The 16,354-nt window shown below is 40.7% G+C and carries 16 protein-coding genes; 15 read left to right on the forward strand and 1 reads right to left on the reverse strand.

The annotated features are described in order from the left end of the window. The first annotated feature begins 47 nt into the window (after nt 1-47). The 7 genes from der (at nt 48) to AC1EKL_RS00380 (ending at nt 7,960) form a co-directional block, all read left to right on the forward strand. Nucleotides 48-1,358: a ribosome biogenesis GTPase Der gene (gene der, locus AC1EKL_RS00350; RefSeq protein ID WP_480189100.1), complete on the forward strand. Its 1,311-nt coding sequence runs from the start codon at nt 48-50 to the stop codon at nt 1,356-1,358. 209 nt (nt 1,359-1,567) lie between these two features. Beyond that, nucleotides 1,568-1,843 carry an HU family DNA-binding protein gene (locus AC1EKL_RS00355; RefSeq protein ID WP_006915942.1) on the forward strand — a complete coding sequence of 92 codons (276 nt, stop codon included), beginning with the start codon at nt 1,568-1,570 and terminating at the stop codon, nt 1,841-1,843. A 102-nt stretch (nt 1,844-1,945) separates the two neighbouring features. Then, entirely contained in the window at nt 1,946-3,208 is a 1,263-nt protein-coding gene (locus AC1EKL_RS00360; RefSeq protein WP_480188984.1) for a tetratricopeptide repeat protein, read from the forward strand. 151 nt (nt 3,209-3,359) lie between these two features. Continuing rightward, on the forward strand, nt 3,360-4,571 hold the full coding sequence (locus AC1EKL_RS00365; RefSeq protein WP_480188985.1) for a CCA tRNA nucleotidyltransferase: 1,212 nt from the start codon (nt 3,360-3,362) through the stop codon (nt 4,569-4,571). Between the two features lie 7 nt (nt 4,572-4,578). Further along, the gene (locus AC1EKL_RS00370) at nt 4,579-6,474 is read left to right on the forward strand and encodes an ABC-F family ATP-binding cassette domain-containing protein (protein WP_480188986.1); all 1,896 of its coding nucleotides are present in this window, start codon (nt 4,579-4,581) and stop codon (nt 6,472-6,474) included. An 11-nt stretch (nt 6,475-6,485) separates the two neighbouring features. Then, complete coding sequence (locus AC1EKL_RS00375) at nt 6,486-7,448, forward strand: thymidylate synthase (RefSeq protein WP_480189779.1); 963 nt, start codon at nt 6,486-6,488, stop codon at nt 7,446-7,448. Nucleotides 7,449-7,459: 11 nt separating this feature from the next. Then, on the forward strand, nt 7,460-7,960 hold the full coding sequence (locus tag AC1EKL_RS00380; protein ID WP_480188988.1) for a dihydrofolate reductase: 501 nt from the start codon (nt 7,460-7,462) through the stop codon (nt 7,958-7,960). Here the strand turns inward: AC1EKL_RS00380 and trhA are convergent. Next, on the reverse strand, nt 7,946-8,584 hold the full coding sequence (trhA, locus tag AC1EKL_RS00385) for a PAQR family membrane homeostasis protein TrhA (RefSeq protein ID WP_480188989.1): 639 nt from the start codon (nt 8,582-8,584) through the stop codon (nt 7,946-7,948). The two genes, AC1EKL_RS00380 and trhA, sit on opposite strands and share 15 nt — an antisense overlap. Nucleotides 8,585-8,782: 198 nt before the next feature. Between trhA and AC1EKL_RS00390 the strand changes: the two genes are divergently transcribed. The 8 genes from AC1EKL_RS00390 (at nt 8,783) to topA (ending at nt 16,354) form a co-directional block, all read left to right on the forward strand. Then, nucleotides 8,783-9,625 (forward strand): DegV family protein, encoded by an 843-nt coding sequence (locus AC1EKL_RS00390; protein WP_480188990.1) that lies wholly within the window; start codon nt 8,783-8,785, stop codon nt 9,623-9,625. 124 nt (nt 9,626-9,749) lie between these two features. Then, nucleotides 9,750-10,691, forward strand: coding sequence for an SGNH/GDSL hydrolase family protein (locus AC1EKL_RS00395; protein WP_480188991.1), 942 nt, complete (start codon nt 9,750-9,752; stop codon nt 10,689-10,691). 11 nt (nt 10,692-10,702) lie between these two features. Next, nucleotides 10,703-11,305 (forward strand): YpmS family protein, encoded by a 603-nt coding sequence (locus tag AC1EKL_RS00400; protein ID WP_480188992.1) that lies wholly within the window; start codon nt 10,703-10,705, stop codon nt 11,303-11,305. A 1-nt stretch (nt 11,306) separates the two neighbouring features. Beyond that, nucleotides 11,307-11,531 (forward strand): YozE family protein, encoded by a 225-nt coding sequence (locus AC1EKL_RS00405; RefSeq protein ID WP_480188993.1) that lies wholly within the window; start codon nt 11,307-11,309, stop codon nt 11,529-11,531. A 9-nt stretch (nt 11,532-11,540) separates the two neighbouring features. Further along, the gene (gene ylqF, locus AC1EKL_RS00410) at nt 11,541-12,413 is read left to right on the forward strand and encodes a ribosome biogenesis GTPase YlqF (RefSeq protein WP_480188994.1); all 873 of its coding nucleotides are present in this window, start codon (nt 11,541-11,543) and stop codon (nt 12,411-12,413) included. Beyond that, a complete protein-coding gene (locus tag AC1EKL_RS00415) occupies nt 12,406-13,185 on the forward strand; it encodes a ribonuclease HII (RefSeq protein WP_480188995.1) in 780 nt (259 codons plus the stop codon). Before ylqF ends, AC1EKL_RS00415 begins: the two co-directional genes overlap by 8 nt. Nucleotides 13,186-13,244: 59 nt before the next feature. Continuing rightward, nucleotides 13,245-14,126 carry a DNA-processing protein DprA gene (gene dprA / locus AC1EKL_RS00420; RefSeq protein ID WP_480188996.1) on the forward strand — a complete coding sequence of 294 codons (882 nt, stop codon included), beginning with the start codon at nt 13,245-13,247 and terminating at the stop codon, nt 14,124-14,126. Nucleotides 14,127-14,224: 98 nt separating this feature from the next. Then, nucleotides 14,225-16,354: a type I DNA topoisomerase gene (topA, locus tag AC1EKL_RS00425; RefSeq protein WP_480188997.1), complete on the forward strand. Its 2,130-nt coding sequence runs from the start codon at nt 14,225-14,227 to the stop codon at nt 16,352-16,354.

Raw genomic sequence — 16,354 nt, forward strand, 5'->3', positions numbered from 1 at the left:
GTTCTTCGCAGCCTTATTTTTTTCAAATCAATAAAGGAGGGATTATGATGGCAAACCCGATTGTTGCAATTGTGGGCCGACCGAATGTGGGGAAATCAACGCTGTTTAACCGAATTGCAGGTGAACGAATCTCAATTGTTGAGGATACTCCAGGGGTTACCCGTGATCGGATTTATACCCATGCCGAATGGCTCGGAAAAAACTTTAATTTGATTGACACCGGAGGGATTGATATGTCTGATCAACCCCTTACGACTCAGATTCGTGAGCAGGCAGAGATTGCAATTGATGAGGCGGACGTAATTGTCTTAGTAGTTGACGTGCAAAACGGGATTACTGACGCAGATGAAAAAGTTGCCCAATTATTATACCGGTCAAATAAACCAGTAGTGCTAGCCGTTAATAAAGTGGATAACCCTGAACGGCGGAGTGACATTTACGACTTTTACTCATTGGGTCTTGGCGAACCTTATCCAGTTTCTAGTGTTCATGGAATTGGACTTGGTGATTTGCTGGATGCAGTTATCAAAAATTTCCCTGATACTGCGGATAATCAAAAAGATGATAGTATTCGGTTTAGTTTGATTGGTCGGCCAAATGTTGGAAAATCTTCCCTCGTAAATGCAATTTTAGGACAGCAGCGAGTAATTGTTTCAGATATCGCTGGGACTACTCGTGATGCCATTAATACCCAGTTTGTGGCGGATCATCGAAAGTTTACGATGGTGGACACTGCAGGAATCAAAAAGAAGGGGAAACTATACGAAAATACGGAGCGCTATGCATTAATGCGCTCAATGAAAGCTATTGATGACAGTGATGTTGTATTAGTGGTATTAAATGCTGATGAGGGTATTCGTGATTTAGATAAACACATTGCAGGATATGCTCATGAAGCTGGTAAGGGTGTAATTATTGTCGTTAATAAGTGGGATTTAATTAAGAATCGTGATCATCGGACGATGACTGATTTCACCACTTTGATTCGAAATGAATTCCAGTACTTGAGCTACGCCCCAATTATCTTTGTTTCAGCTGTTACAAAGCAACGGTTGATTAAGATTCCTCAACTTATTGAAGAAGTTTACGATCATGCCCGGCGGCGAATTAAATCATCAACCTTAAATGATGTCTTAATGGATGCGATTGCTGCCAATCCAACCCCAAGTACCAATGGAAAACGGTTGCGGGTTTATTATGGGACTCAAGTAGCGGTGGAACCACCAACGTTTGTTATTTTTGTTAATGATCCAGATTTGATGCATTTTTCATATGAACGCTATTTAGAAAACCGGATTCGGGAGGCATTTGATTTTTCTGGAACCCCAATTCACTTGATAAAGCGAGCGCGGAAGTAAAATCTGGAAGGAAATCACCGAATTTATTAAATAATCGCAACATAATCGGATTTTATCGTCAAAACGCCTTGCCAATGCGGTTTCTCTATGCTAATCTTAATTTTGAAATGATACGTTGTTGCGTTATTATTTCGTTAATTTTGGACCACTCAAAATTAACAACGCTTGGTGTGACGTGATGGTCTCACTAATGTGGGAGGTGAAAATACATGGCAAACAAAGCTGAATTAGTAAGCAATGTTGCTAGCGCAACTGGCTTAACCAAGAAAGACGCTACTGCTGCTGTTGATGCAGTATTTAGTTCAATCCAAGCATCTTTAGCTAAGGGTGAAAAGGTTCAATTGATTGGTTTTGGTAACTTCGAAGTACGTCAACGTGCTGCCCGGAAGGGTCGTAACCCACAAACTGGTCAAGAAATCCAAATTCCTGCAAGCAAAGTACCTGCATTCAAACCAGGTAAGGCTTTAAAGGACGCTGTTAAGTAATTAATAATTACTTTAATGACGCAAGAAGAGGCTTGAGTATTACTCAGCCTTTTTTTATTACTTTGTTTTTCATGTAACGCAACAATTATCGGGAGGCAACGAATGAGCTATTCAGAAAGAATGCTAGATCAGTTAAATAGTGGTCAGCTGGAGGAAGCAAAAAAATCTTTTGCGTGGGCACTACGAAAAGATGACGATGATACTTTGTTTAATTTGGCAGAGCAATTATATGGTTTAGGCTTTTTACACCAGGCCCAACGGATCTATCTCAAGCTCCTTGATAAATATCCAGATGAAGATGAAATCAAAGCTTCCTTAGCTGAAATTGCAATCGATGGTGGTCATAATGATGAAGCACTAGCATACTTATCACAGATTGCACCATCGTCACCAGCTTATGTTCAATCATTGCTTGTGGCAGCGGATCTATATCAAACTGAGGAACAATTTGAAGTCACTGAAGAGAAACTCCGCGAAGCTTTTCGCTTGGCTCCTCAAGAACCTGCAGTTTTGTTTGCTTTGAGCGAATATTATTATCTGGTTCGTAAGTTTGATCAGGCAATTCCTTTGTATATTTCACTAATTAAACAAGGGTACCTAGAATTTGCTAAGGTCGACATTGCTGGGCGTTTGGGAATGTCATACGCACAAAGTGGCAAGTTTGATCAAGCCTTGGGTTATTTAAACCAGGTCGATCCCCATTACCAAACTTCAGATATTCGTTTTCAAACTGGGATGACTCAGTTACATTTGGGGAAGGTCAAAGAAGCGATTAGTACTCTGCAAGAATTAATTGATTACGATAATCAGTATGCATCCGCCTATCCGGCGCTGGCGAGTGCCTATTTAAAAGAGAATCAGTATCAAAAGGCCTTAAAGGCAGCTCAAGAAGGGCTTGGAGTTGACCAGTATAATGAACAACTTTATACACTGGCCGCGGAAATTGCTAGTCATCTCGGTGACTATCCATTGATGGGAAAGTATCTATCGACAGCGCATCAATTGGCACCTGATAATTTAACGATTGCTTTACAGTACAGTAATTATTTGCTGCAGCAGCATCGTTATCAGGATAATATTGACTTATTAAAGCCAATTGAAGAAGAACATGAAGTTGACCCCCAAGTGGAATGGAATTTAGCACAATCATATTTAGCACTAGAAAAATTTGATCAAGCTGGACAGGCATTTGAAACCGCATTGCCAGCCTATCAAGATAACCCGACCTTTTTGCGGCAGCTAATTGATTACTACCAACAAAGTGGCCAACGGGATCAATTAATTGATGAATTAGAACGGTATGTTGAATTAGTACCAACGGATACAGAAATGGTTGATTTACTAGATTCATACCGCGATTTCTAAAATTTGATTAGGTTTCATATCTATAATGTGAGATTCAGGACAGATTTTGACGTTCTGAGTCTCATTTTTTGTTCCTAATTATAAAAAGTCACCAGTAAGCAAGAAAATTTGTTAAAATTAGTGCAGTAATTCTAAAATGAAGAGTGATAATATGCAGATTAAAAAGTTACCATCATTATTTGAGCCCGCCCGGCCAGTTTTGCAAAAAATTGAGCAGGCTGGCTTTGAAGCATACTTTGTGGGCGGTAGTGTGCGTGATACTATCCTTGGTGATGCGATTCATGATATTGACATTGCCACATCTGCCTATCCCAGTGAGATTAAAGCAATTTTTAAAAAGACAGTTGATACGGGGATTCAGCATGGAACAGTGATGATTTTGGATCACGGAACTGGTTATGAGACCACCACGTTTCGGACCGAAAGTGGCTATCAGGACTACCGCCGTCCTGATCAGGTAACGTTTGTTCGGTCTTTAAAAGATGACTTGAAACGGCGTGATTTTACAATTAACGCCTTAGCAATGAAGGAGGATGGCACAATTATTGACCTTTTTGACGGTCTCGGCGACCTTCAGAGGCATTTAATTCGGGCCGTTGGTGATCCTGAGGAGCGTTTTCATGAAGATGCCTTGCGAATGATGCGGGCAGTCCGGTTTGCGGCTAAACTGGATTTTGTGATCGACCCAGCAACGCAACGGGGAATTGAAGATCATGGTGAACTGTTAACCAAAATTGCGGTAGAAAGAATTGAAGTAGAATTTTCCAAGCTGTTGCTGGGAACCAATCCCAAACGAGGGTTAGACTATTTTTTGACGACCGATTTGTATCGTTATTGTCCTCGTTTACAGCCCCATTATCAGGAGTTGGTTAAATTGAGTCAGCACCAAGATTGGTCGTCAATTACGAATGAAGCTGAAGCGTGGTTAGCATTACTATATTCACTACAGATTACTGGTCAAACGGCAATCGGTAATTTTATGAAAGATTGGAAATTATCAAACGCGATGATTAGTCATGTCCGTCATGCGATGACAGTTTTGTTGGCAATTCAAGAAGATCAAATCAAGCCGATGATACTTTTTAATGCAGGTCGTAAAGCAATCTTGACGGCTAGTCGGGTTGCTGAATTTGAACAATTACAGCATCCTGACTTATTAGCAATGAATGATCAACTACCAATTCATGATCGACATGATTTAGCAATTGATGGTGGCGCATTGATTCGTCATACTTCAATCCAACCGGGACCGCTATTGGGTAATGTAATCAATCAATTATTAGTTTTAGTTGTTGAAGGAAAAGTCGCTAATGAAGGACCAGCACTTCTCCAGGAAGCCAAAAATTTAATTGAGAAAGGGTAATTAACGAATGCAGACATTACGGGCAGATGATTTAACAAGCACTTACGGTGAAAAAACGTTATTTGACCACGTTTCACTAATGATTAATGAAGGTGACCGAATTGGTCTGATTGGGACTAACGGTAGCGGTAAGACCAGTTTGCTAAATGTGCTCGCCGGATTGACGAGCGCCGATGCTGGTGAAATTACTAAACCCCATAACTATACTATTGGTTATTTACGCCAAAAACCAGCATTAGATCCCGATAAAACGGTGATGGATGCCATTTTTGCTGGGAATCAGCGCATTTTCGATACCATTCGTCAATACGAAGAAGCGCTGAATAATTACAGTCAACACCCGGATAACCCGCAATTGGTAGATCGATTCACTAAAATGCAGGGAAAGATGGATCAAGAGGATCTTTGGGAAGCCGAAAGTCAAGTTAAAACGATTTTGACTCAGTTAAAAATTACCGAATTAAGTCAACCCATTAAGGAGCTATCTGGTGGTCAGCAAAAACGGGTTGGTTTGGCACAAATATTAATCCAACATCCAGACCTTTTGATGCTGGATGAACCTACGAACCAGTTAGATATTCCGTCAATTATTTGGTTGCAAGATTTCCTAGCAACTTATAAGGGAGCAGTTTTAGTTGTCACTCACGATCGTTACTTTTTAGATCAAGTTACCAACCACATTTGGGAATTATCATTTGGCAAACTCTATCATTATGATGGTAATTATCAAGCTTTTGTACAGCAGAAAGCAGAACGGGTAGAATTGGCTGCCGAAGGGGAGCGTAAACGACAGTCCTTATATAAAAAAGAGTTAGCTTGGATGCGTCATGGGGCAAAGGCACGGAGCACTAAACAAAAAGGACGGATTAACCGTTTCAATCAGTTAAAAGATTCGATCGGTAAACTACAAGAGGATCAGGATGTGCAGATTAGTCTTGGTTCCCAGAGACTGGGTAAGGATGTCATTAAAGTTGAGCATGCGAACCTACAATTTGATAAGCGAACGATTCTTAAAGACTTCAATTGGCTTGTCCAACCTGGAGCCCGAATCGGAATCTCTGGAGCAAATGGAGCTGGTAAATCAACGTTGTTAAACTTTATTGCTGGTCAACAATCATTAGACAGTGGTGTAATTAAAATTGGTGAGACCGTTAAATTAGGGTACTACACTCAACAAACAGAGCCAATCGATAAGGATAAGCGAGTAATTAACTATTTATCTGAAGTTGCTGAGTCTGTGCAAAACGCCAATGGTGAACGAATTAGTGTTACCAACCTATTGGAAGAATTTCTCTTTCCACGGTTTATGCATGGTACTTTGATTCGAAAATTATCTGGTGGTGAACAACGTCGCCTGTATCTTTTAAAGATTTTAATGCAGCAGCCCAACGTCTTGCTTCTAGATGAACCTACGAATGACTTGGACATTTCAACTTTAACGGTCTTAGAGAATTATTTAGATGAATTTGCAGGCACGGTGATTACTGTCTCCCACGACCGTTATTTCCTTGATCGGGTCGCTGACCAATTATTAATTTTTAAAGGAAATGGTGTTATTCAAGACTATACGGGACGTTTTACCGACTACCTAGCACAACAAGGAACGGCAACTCAAAAGCCGACACCGAAAAAATCACCTTCCAAAGCGTCCTCTGCAAAACCAGTAACAAATGAACCTAAAAAGAAAACCAAGTTAACCTACGCGGAAAAACTAGAGTGGGATCGGATTGATGGCGAATTAGATGATTTGGATCAACAGCAGCAATCGATCGAAAAACAAATGAATGATAGTGACAATAATTACGAAAAACTAGCCAAGTTGCAAAAAGAACTTAATGCTGTTCAGAAGCAGATAGATGATAAAACGGCTCGTTGGGAATACTTGAGTAACTACGTTGAGTAAGGAGAGATAGCATGGTAATTAACGAGAATGAACAACAATACTTAGATTTAGCGCGTTACGTGCTAGAGAATGGCCATTTAAAGGGGGATCGCACGGGGACTGGAACACATTCAATCTTCGGCTATCAAATGCGTTTTGATTTGCAAAAAGGATTCCCGATTTTGACGACCAAAAAAGTGGCGTTTGGTTTAATTAAGAGTGAATTATTGTGGTTTTTACGTGGGGACACTAATATTCGTTTCCTATTACAACACAATAACCATATCTGGGATGAATGGGCCTTTAAAAAGTGGGTCACTAGTGATGAATATCATGGACCGGATATGACGGATTTTGGGCATCGCTGGTTATCTGATCCAGAATTTAAAGAACAGTACTTAGCAGAAAAAAAGCAGTTTTGTCAACGGATATTGAATGATGATGAGTTTGCTAAGAAATATGGTGATTTAGGGTTAGTTTATGGGAGTCAATGGCGCAGCTGGCGTACTTCACGTGGCGATACGATTGACCAGATTCAGAATGTAATCAATGAAATTAAAAAGAATCCTAATTCTCGACGATTAATTGTGTCCGCTTGGAACCCAGAGGATGTGCCATCAATGGCGTTACCACCTTGCCATACAATGTTTCAATTTTACGTTAACGATGGGAGATTAAGCTGTCAGCTTTACCAACGATCAGCAGATATTTTCTTAGGAGTACCATTTAATATTGCCAGTTATGCTTTACTAACTCATTTGATTGCTCGCGAGTGTCAGTTGGAAGTGGGCGACTTTGTGCATACATTAGGGGATGCGCACATTTATAACAATCATATTAAACAGGTTAAAGAACAACTGATGCGTCAGGTCCATTCCGCACCAAAACTGGTCTTTCCAAACGGGACCAAGAGTTTGGATGAGTACACGGTTGATGATATTAAGTTAGATGGCTATCAGCATGAACCGGCAATTAAGGCACCGGTAGCAGTTTAGCGAGGTTAAATATGAAAATTTCATTTGTCTGGGCAGAAGATGAAGCTGGCTGGATTGGCAAAAATGGTCAGTTACCATGGCACTTGCCCGCTGATCTTAAACACTTTAAAACGGTTACTGATCATCACCCTATTGTGATGGGAGCACGGACTTTTGCGTCGATTGGGCGGCCATTACCAAATCGCCCCAATATTGTTGTTTCTCATCATCCAGTCGCCGCAGATCAAGTGATTACGGTTACAAATATTGAAGACTTAATGAACTTGATTTTTGAACGGTATGCTGATCAGGAAGAAGTTTGTATTATTGGAGGGGCAAGATTATTTACCCAAATGGTTACTCATGTGAATTGCCTTCATCGAACAGTCGTTATGGGCAACCACCATGGTGATGTCAAAATGATTCCAATTGATTATCAGCAGTGGCAACTAACTAAAAAGACACCAGTCTATAACTCCAAGACTGGTGTGCTTAGTTGCTATTTTGAAGAATGGGTGTTAGACAAAAAATAGAACGGCAAAGTAAATGAACGCGGAACCAGCTAACACAAAGAAATGCCATACTAAATGAGCTGTTTTCCGGGGAAAACTATAAATAATGGCTCCGATGGTGTAAGTAAGACCACCAGCCACAAGAAGTGAGAAGCCAACCGTTCCTAAATGGTGCCAAAGTGGCCAGAAAGCAATGACACACAGCCATCCCATGACGACATAAATTAACGTGGACCAATTACTTTTGTGTTTAAGCCAAATGCTTTTATAGATGATTCCTAAAACGGCCATTCCCCACTCGATGCCAAAGAGTGTCCAGCCAAGCCAGCCTTTAATTGCCACAAGACAAAATGGGGTATAGCTAGCAGCAATTAGCACGTAGATAAAGCAGTGGTCAAGTCGTTGAAAAACAGCTTTAGCTTTTGTGTAGATCAGGCTGTGGAACAGGGTTGAGCTTAAATAAAACAATACCATTACGCTTCCCATAATGGTAAAGGTAACGATTCGTAAAGCACCACCACGGTGAACCGCCATAATAATTAAGAGGACCAATCCGGCAATTGATAGAAGAGTGCCGATACCATGTGAAATGGCATTCATGATCTCAATCGTTAAATCACTGTGGATTGTATGTTCTTTTTTCATTAATCATCGGACTCCTTTAAGCAAAAATTACGAAGTTATGCATTGTCATGGAACTTTTGGTATACTAATTAAGTACGTAGCAAGTGTAGTTCATGTGATTATTACTTGAACAAGCAACCAAATAGTATTAATATGGCAACATCTAGTTTTAATAACTAGATATATTATAGCAAATTATTTAGAAAGTGTGGCAAAACCATGTCAAAAATCAAAATTGTTTGTGATTCTTCGGCGGGGCTAACTGAAGAAGAAATTAAAAAGTATGATATTACGATTGTGCCATTAACGGTAATGATTGATGGAACTGTCTATACAGAAGGCGAAACCATTACTAATGATCAGTTTCCGGAACTGATGAAGAATGCCCAAAGTTTGCCAAAGACTTCTCAACCACCAATCGGCAAATTTGTTGAAGCTTTTGATCAATTGGGAGCGGATGGGAGCGAAGTTCTTTGTGTATGCATGATGGAATCCATCAGTGGGACGGTTCATGCTGCAGAACAGGCTGCCAAAATGACTAAAACGGCCGTTACTGTAGTTGATTGTCATACGACGGACCGTTGCATGGCTTTTCAAATTATCGAAGCTGCTAAAGTAATCGGGCGTGGGGGCACGATGGACGAAGCTGTAGCTAAAATGCGCGATGTTTTTGCTAAATCCAAGCTATTTTTAGCAATTGATAAATTAGATAATTTAGTTGCTGGTGGACGGGTGAACCGGTTTTCTGGAACGCTTTCTAAGTTATTAAATATTAAAGTAATGTTAGAAATTAAAAATGGTGAAATCACGATTGACAGTAAAGGTCGTGGAACCAAATACTTACATAAGACGTGGGAACGCATTTTACAACAGATGGTTGAAGGACCCAAAGTTAAAGCAATTGGAATTTCTGATGTGCAAGCAACCAAGGAAGTTAATTGGTTATTAGAACGCTTGAAAGAACATTTCCCTGATATTAACATTGTAGTGCGTGAAACTGTTCCAATTATCGCCACACATACTGGAATTGGGGCTAATAGTCTACATTATTACACTGAATAGATTGGGGAGGGCTACTAGCTTAAAAGGTAGCTAACTAAATCTCGATTGAATGTGTATCAACGAGGCCTGTAGCTCGGTCGTACCGAACTTTGGGCCTTTCTTTATACCTAGTTGATGATTAAGGATGGGAGGTTACAACTTGGGAAAGGCAAAACGAAATGTCATTATTACCAGTTTAGTCATTGTTTGCTTATTGGTTGGGGGCTGGTTTGGTTGGCGATCATATTACCATCAACATCAATCCAGTTCTGGAACTCGAGCGACACGGGTAATTAAAAAGAACGTTCATCTGGTTGCAATTGGTGATTCACTGACGTATGGTCAGGGAGATGAAGATAAAAATGGCGGTTATGTAGGAATCATTAAGTCACGATTACAGAAAAAATTTCATAATCAAGTTACAACTGTCAACTATGGGGTAAGTGGGGATCGTTCTGACCAAATTTTAGACCGTATCAACCAGCAAGCGACCATTCGTCAACATTTGCATCAAGCAGATGTAATTGTGATGACGGTTGGCGGCAATGACCTTATGCAATCGTTGCAAAAAAATCTCACCACCAATTCGACAAAGTCACTTAATCGGGATATTAACAACGCTGGTAACACCTATCAAAAAAAGCTACAGCGGTTGTTTAGTACAGTGCGTAAGCAGAACAAGACTGCGCCAATTTTTGTGATGAGTATTTATAATCCGGTTTACACATATTTTCCGCAGGTGGATAGTATTAATAATTCTATCAGTAAATGGAACCATATTACTAAATCGACCCTTCAAGGATATGGACCGGCCTACTTTGTAGATATTAATCATCTAATGTCATATGGACAGTACAAAACAAAGCGTCAACGACAACAGTTGATAAAGTCTTCTGAGCAAGCTAATAGCGGACAGACATCCCAAAAGCAATTGGTGTCAATTATGAACAAACGTGATCAGAACCTCAATAAATACATTTCAACGGATGATAACTTTCATCCAAACCATTTAGGGTATCGTCAAATGACACAACGACTGTTTAAAACGATGGTTAAACATGACGGTTTTGAATATCAGAAACGATAGGAAGGATAGTTATGAAGAAATTAGGTCAAAAACGCAATTATTGGAAGTGGGCCTTCTGGGGAATTGTAATTATATTAGTGCTTACTGGTGGTTTTATTTACAGTCGTGTGACTGCACCAGTTACTGTTCCCACTGAGGTTAGTGCGCCAGCTAAGACGGCCAATTCCTTTGAAGTAACCTTAAATCGCAAGCAAGTAAATGCGCTTTCTAGTAACTACCTTGATCGGTTACTAAAGGGCAATAACATTAAGTATCGCTTTATTGTTGGTAAGGAATATGCGACAGTAATTGGAACTACTAAATTTCTGGGTTCCAAGGTTCAGTTTGCAATTAATTTTATTCCAGAGCGGCAAACTAATGGGAATGTTTTACTGCGGGCAAAAGGATTATCAGTTGGTCGGTTAAATCTGCCAATTAAGTACGTGATGGGATACATTAAGAAGCAATATAAGCTCCCAAATTGGGTTTATGTAAACCAAAAGAAGCAAACTATTTTGCTGGATCTGAATAAATATAGCAAGAACCACGCTCTTCACTATTCTGCTGAACAAATTGATATTAAAAATGGTCAATTTAGGTTCTTAATCTCAATTCCGAAGAACGGAGGCTTTTAAAATGTATCGTACTAGTTTTTATCATTTCCTGATGACTCTTCGTCAACCGGATTCGCCAACATCTGTGGAACAATTTGCTAACAACGCTTTTTTGGATTCAACCTTCCCAAAGCAGTCCCAAAATTTTGCTGAGATTTCAAAATATTTAGAAGAAAATGCTAATTATTTGCCATCAATGACCATCTTTGATGATGCTTGGCAATTATATTTGAATAAAATGGAGTAGGAGATAATTATGGCAACAATTCAATGGTTTCCAGGTCATATGGCCAAAGCACTGCGTCAAATTCGTGAACAAATGTCGCTTGTAGATATTGTTTTTGAATTAGTTGACGCACGTATCCCATATTCAAGTCAAAATCCCGAAGTTGCACGAGCGGCTGGAGATAAACCCCGGTTATTAATTCTAACCAAGACCGATTTAGCAGACCCGCAAGTCACGCAAGAATGGCTAGATTTCTTTGCACAGCATAATCAACCAGTGCTGGCTTTAGATTCGCGTGGGCGAAACGTTGCTAAAGTGGTAACCCAAAAGGCACAGTCCATTTTGGCAGATAAACTGGCGGCTGAGCAGGCAAAGGGAATGAAAAAGCGCGCAATTCGAGCAATGTGTGTAGGGGTACCAAATGTTGGAAAATCCACCCTCCTAAACCACCTGGTTAAGAAAAATGTTGCTGCCACTGGAAATCGTCCTGGCGTGACGACAGGGCAGCAATGGCTGCGTTCATCCGCTCAGCTGGAGTTGTTGGATACCCCCGGGGTATTGTGGCCTAAGTTTGCAACGGAACGGCAAGGAACCTTATTAGCCTTAACGGGAGCAATCAAGGACAGCCTCTTTGCTAAGGATGATGTCGCATTATTTGCCTTACATTATTTACGAAAATATCGTTTGGCAGAGCTTATGTCGCGCTACCGATTATCTAAAGCGGATGTCGATGAAACAGTGAGTGATCCAGACCTGTTATTAACAATTACGCAAAAAATGGGTTTTCGAGATGACTATGATCGGGCTAGTGAACGGCTAATCTTTGAATTACGAAAAGGAAAGTTGGGTAAAATTTCTTTAGAAACGCCAGCGGATCTGGAAACGGAGCACGAAAATGACTGATCGATTAAGTGTCCAGCAGGTCAAAGAACAGTTAAAAGCTGTTACTAGTTTTAGCGACCCACTTGTTCAAAATTTACGAGAAGATTCACGGAAGGGAGTCCAGACGGCACTTCAGCAATTGAAAAAGCGGATTGCAAAGCGGCAAGCAGCTCAATCAGCCTTTGAAAAACGATTTAAGTACGAGCGGGCATTGTGGCAGGCTGGCAATCGATATGTGGTCGGGATGGATGAAGTCGGTCGTGGTCCCTTGGCCGGTCCCGTGGTGACCTGTGCAGTAATTTTAGATAATCGCTTTGACTTAGTTGAAGTTACAGATTCCAAAATGTTATCACGGCGTGAACGGGAACGCTTATATTTGCGGATTGTTGATGAGGCAGTAGAAGTAAGTATTGCGGTTAATTCACCAGCAGTAATTGATCAATTAAATATCTATCGTGCTACGCAGGATGCAATGATTAGAGCGGTTCACAAATTACACCATCAACCGAGCCATTTAATTGTTGATGCTGTCCCATTATCTTTATCAATTCCGCAGACAACCTTAATTAAAGGTGATCAAAAAAGTATTAGTGTGGCTGCTGCTAGTATTGTTGCTAAGGAATATCGGGACCATTTGATGGCAGACTATGCTCGTTTGTATCCGGGTTATGACTTTGAAAACAATATGGGTTATGGTACAAAGCAGCATCTAGCTGGTTTGGAAAAGCATGGTGTAACCCCGATTCACCGACGAACTTTTGCTCCCGTTCCCCGATTTTTATCAAAAAATTAAATTAAAAAAATACAAATTAAACTCCTTTTCGTCTTTAAGTAGTGAAAGGAGTTTTTTACATGCAACCGAAAGAATTTTTAATTAAACTGAACGTTTGTCGAGGTTTAGGAATTATCTCTAAATATCGCCTCTGGGAAATTGCTGCTGAACGCTACGAATTTGATGATATGATGACCCTCACAAGGATTGCGAATATTAACGGTAAGGTCCGAGACCGCTTTTTAAGTGCCTGGTCATCGCAGGAGACCGAAACAGCTTATCAACGTAATCGTCAAATGCCGTTAATTACAATAGTTGATGCGCTTTATCCAGAATTACTGAAGCGGATTTATTGTCCGCCACTAGTTTTGTACTTTATGGGGAATTGTCATTTGTTAAAATCTTCATGTTTAGCGGTGGTAGGAGCACGGCAAATGACCAGTTATGCTCAACAAAGTCTGCAGCAGTTACTGCCGCCCGTTATTCAACGTCATATTACGGTTGTGAGTGGTTTAGCACGTGGTGTCGATGGCTTAAGCCATGAAATTACCCTTCAGCATGGCGGCCAAACCATTGCGGTGGTGGGGAATGGTTTAAATCGGGTCTATCCACCGGAACACGATCGACTGCAACGACAGATTAAGCGGCATGGATTATTGATCTCTGAATATCCATTAGATACACCATCGCTGCCCCACCACTTTGTCGAGCGGAACCGCATTATTGCAGGATTAGCGGATGCTTGTTTAATAGTGGAAGCACGAAAACGGAGTGGCAGTTTGATCACGGCTAACTTAGCTTTAAAAGAAAATCGGAATGTTTTAGCAGTTCCTGGGCCAATTAATAGTGAACAATCACTTGGCTGCAATGAATTAATTGCGAGTGGAGCACGACCAATTTTAAATGCAAATGATATTCTGGAAGAACTTGGTAACCGGTTCTACAAATTACAAAATAATTGAATTTTTTCTTCATTTAATAATTTTTAATTTGACAGCCAGGCGGTTATGCCTTAATAATGAATGTTGAATTAAAATTATCAAAGATAGGAGCCACTATTTTGGCAACTAAAACAACACAAACTAAAAAAACAACTACTAAACGCCGCAAGCGCGTTGCAAATCGTAATAAAAAGAAATTAGTGATCGTTGAATCACCATCAAAAGCGAAAACAATTGGAAAGTATCTTGGGCGGACTTACAAGGTCGTTGCTAGTCTTGGCCACGTTCGTGATCTGCCTAAGAGTCGGATGGGAGTCGAAATTGATAATAATTACCAACCTGACTACATTTCGATTCGTGGTAAGGGTGACGTAATTAAGGAACTTCGGCGTGATGCGCGGAATGCGAAGGCGGTTTACTTGGCTTCTGACCCCGATCGTGAAGGGGAAGCCATTGCTTGGCACGTCTCCAATTTGTTAAAAATGGATGATACTGCCAAAAATCGGGTCACATTCAATGAAATCACGAAGGACGCTGTTAAAGAAGCCTTTAAAGAACCACGGGCAATTAATATGGATCTGGTCGATGCCCAACAAGCACGGCGGGTTTTAGACCGGTTAGTTGGGTATTCTATCAGCCCGATTTTGTGGAAAAAGGTGAAAAAAGGCTTGAGTGCTGGACGAGTTCAGTCAGTCGCATTGAATTTGATTATTCAACGAGAAAAGGAAATTCGTAACTTCAAGCCTGAGGAATACTGGACAATTGATGCCGAATTTGCTAAGGGGCGTGAACAGTTTAAAGCATCATTTTATGGCGAAAATGGTAAGAAGATGGCTTTAAGCAATAATGATGCCGTTCAAGCTGTCTTGCGCAAGCTAGATCGCCAAAAGATGTTTAACATTGATAATGTGGAACGTAAGGAACGACGACGCCAACCACAACCACCATTTACGACTTCGACGATGCAACAAGATGCTAACCGGCGGTTGAAGTTCCGAACTCGTAAAACAATGATGGCGGCCCAGCAGTTATATGAAGGGATTAACATTGGTGAAGGAGCAGCCGTTGGTCTAATTACTTATATGCGGACGGATTCAACACGAATTGCGGGAATCGCTAAGCACGAAGCCTCACAGTTTATCCATGAAGAATATGGTGCCGAATACGCAGCTACTAAGCCAATCAAAGGGAAGCTCCCTGAAGGCGCTCAGGATGCTCACGAAGCGATTCGTCCAACTTCTGTTTTCCGAACACCAGCTAAGATGAAGAAGTATCTGACTCCTGATCAATATAAACTTTATAACTTAATTTGGTGTCGGTTTGTGGCTAGTCAAATGACTGCAGAAGTTATCGATACGATGACCGTTACGATCTCCCAAAATAATGTTAACTTCCGTGCTAATGGGTCGAAAGTTAAGTTTAAGGGCTTTACCAAGGTCTACAAGCGGGGGACCGAAAAGGATAACTTACTACCAAATCTTGAAGTTGGCGACCAAGTTAAAATGGTCAATGATGATCCAGCTCAGCATTTTACGCAACCACCAGCAAGATTTACCGAAGCGGCCTTAGTCAAAACGCTGGAAGAAAATGGTGTTGGCCGACCATCAACTTATGCACCAACCCTTGATACTATCCAACGTCGTTACTATGTCCGGTTGGTTTCACGTCACTTTGAACCAACGGAACTAGGCGAAATTGTCAATGATCTGATTGAAAAAAACTTCCCAGAAATCGTTAATGTTAAGTTTACAGCGGATGTGGAAGGCGATTTAGACAAGATTGAAGAAGGTAAAAAGGAATGGGTTAAGGTCGTTGATGACTTCTATCGGCCATTTGCAAAAGAAGTTACGACTGCAGAAGAAAAAGTTGAAAAAATCCCGATGAAGGATGAACTGGCGGATATTAATTGTGATATCTGTGGTGCTCCAATGGTCATTCGAATGGGTCACTATGGGAAGTTTATTGCTTGTTCACGTTTCCCAGAGTGTCGAAATACTAAGGCAATTGTCAAGGACACTGGTATTACTTGTCCTAAATGTGGTCAAGGGACCGTGGTCGAACGAAAGTCCAAACGAAACCGCACTTTCTATGGTTGTTCTCGGTACCCAGATTGTGACTTTGTTTCATGGGATAAGCCAGTGGGACGGAATTGTCCAAAGGATGGTCACTTCTTAGTTGAAAAGAAAGTTAAGGGTGGCAAGCAGGTTATTTGTCCGAATGGTGACTACGAAGAAGAAGTACAGAAATAG

The sequence above is a fragment of the Limosilactobacillus sp. C0001E2 genome (assembly GCF_056590915.1).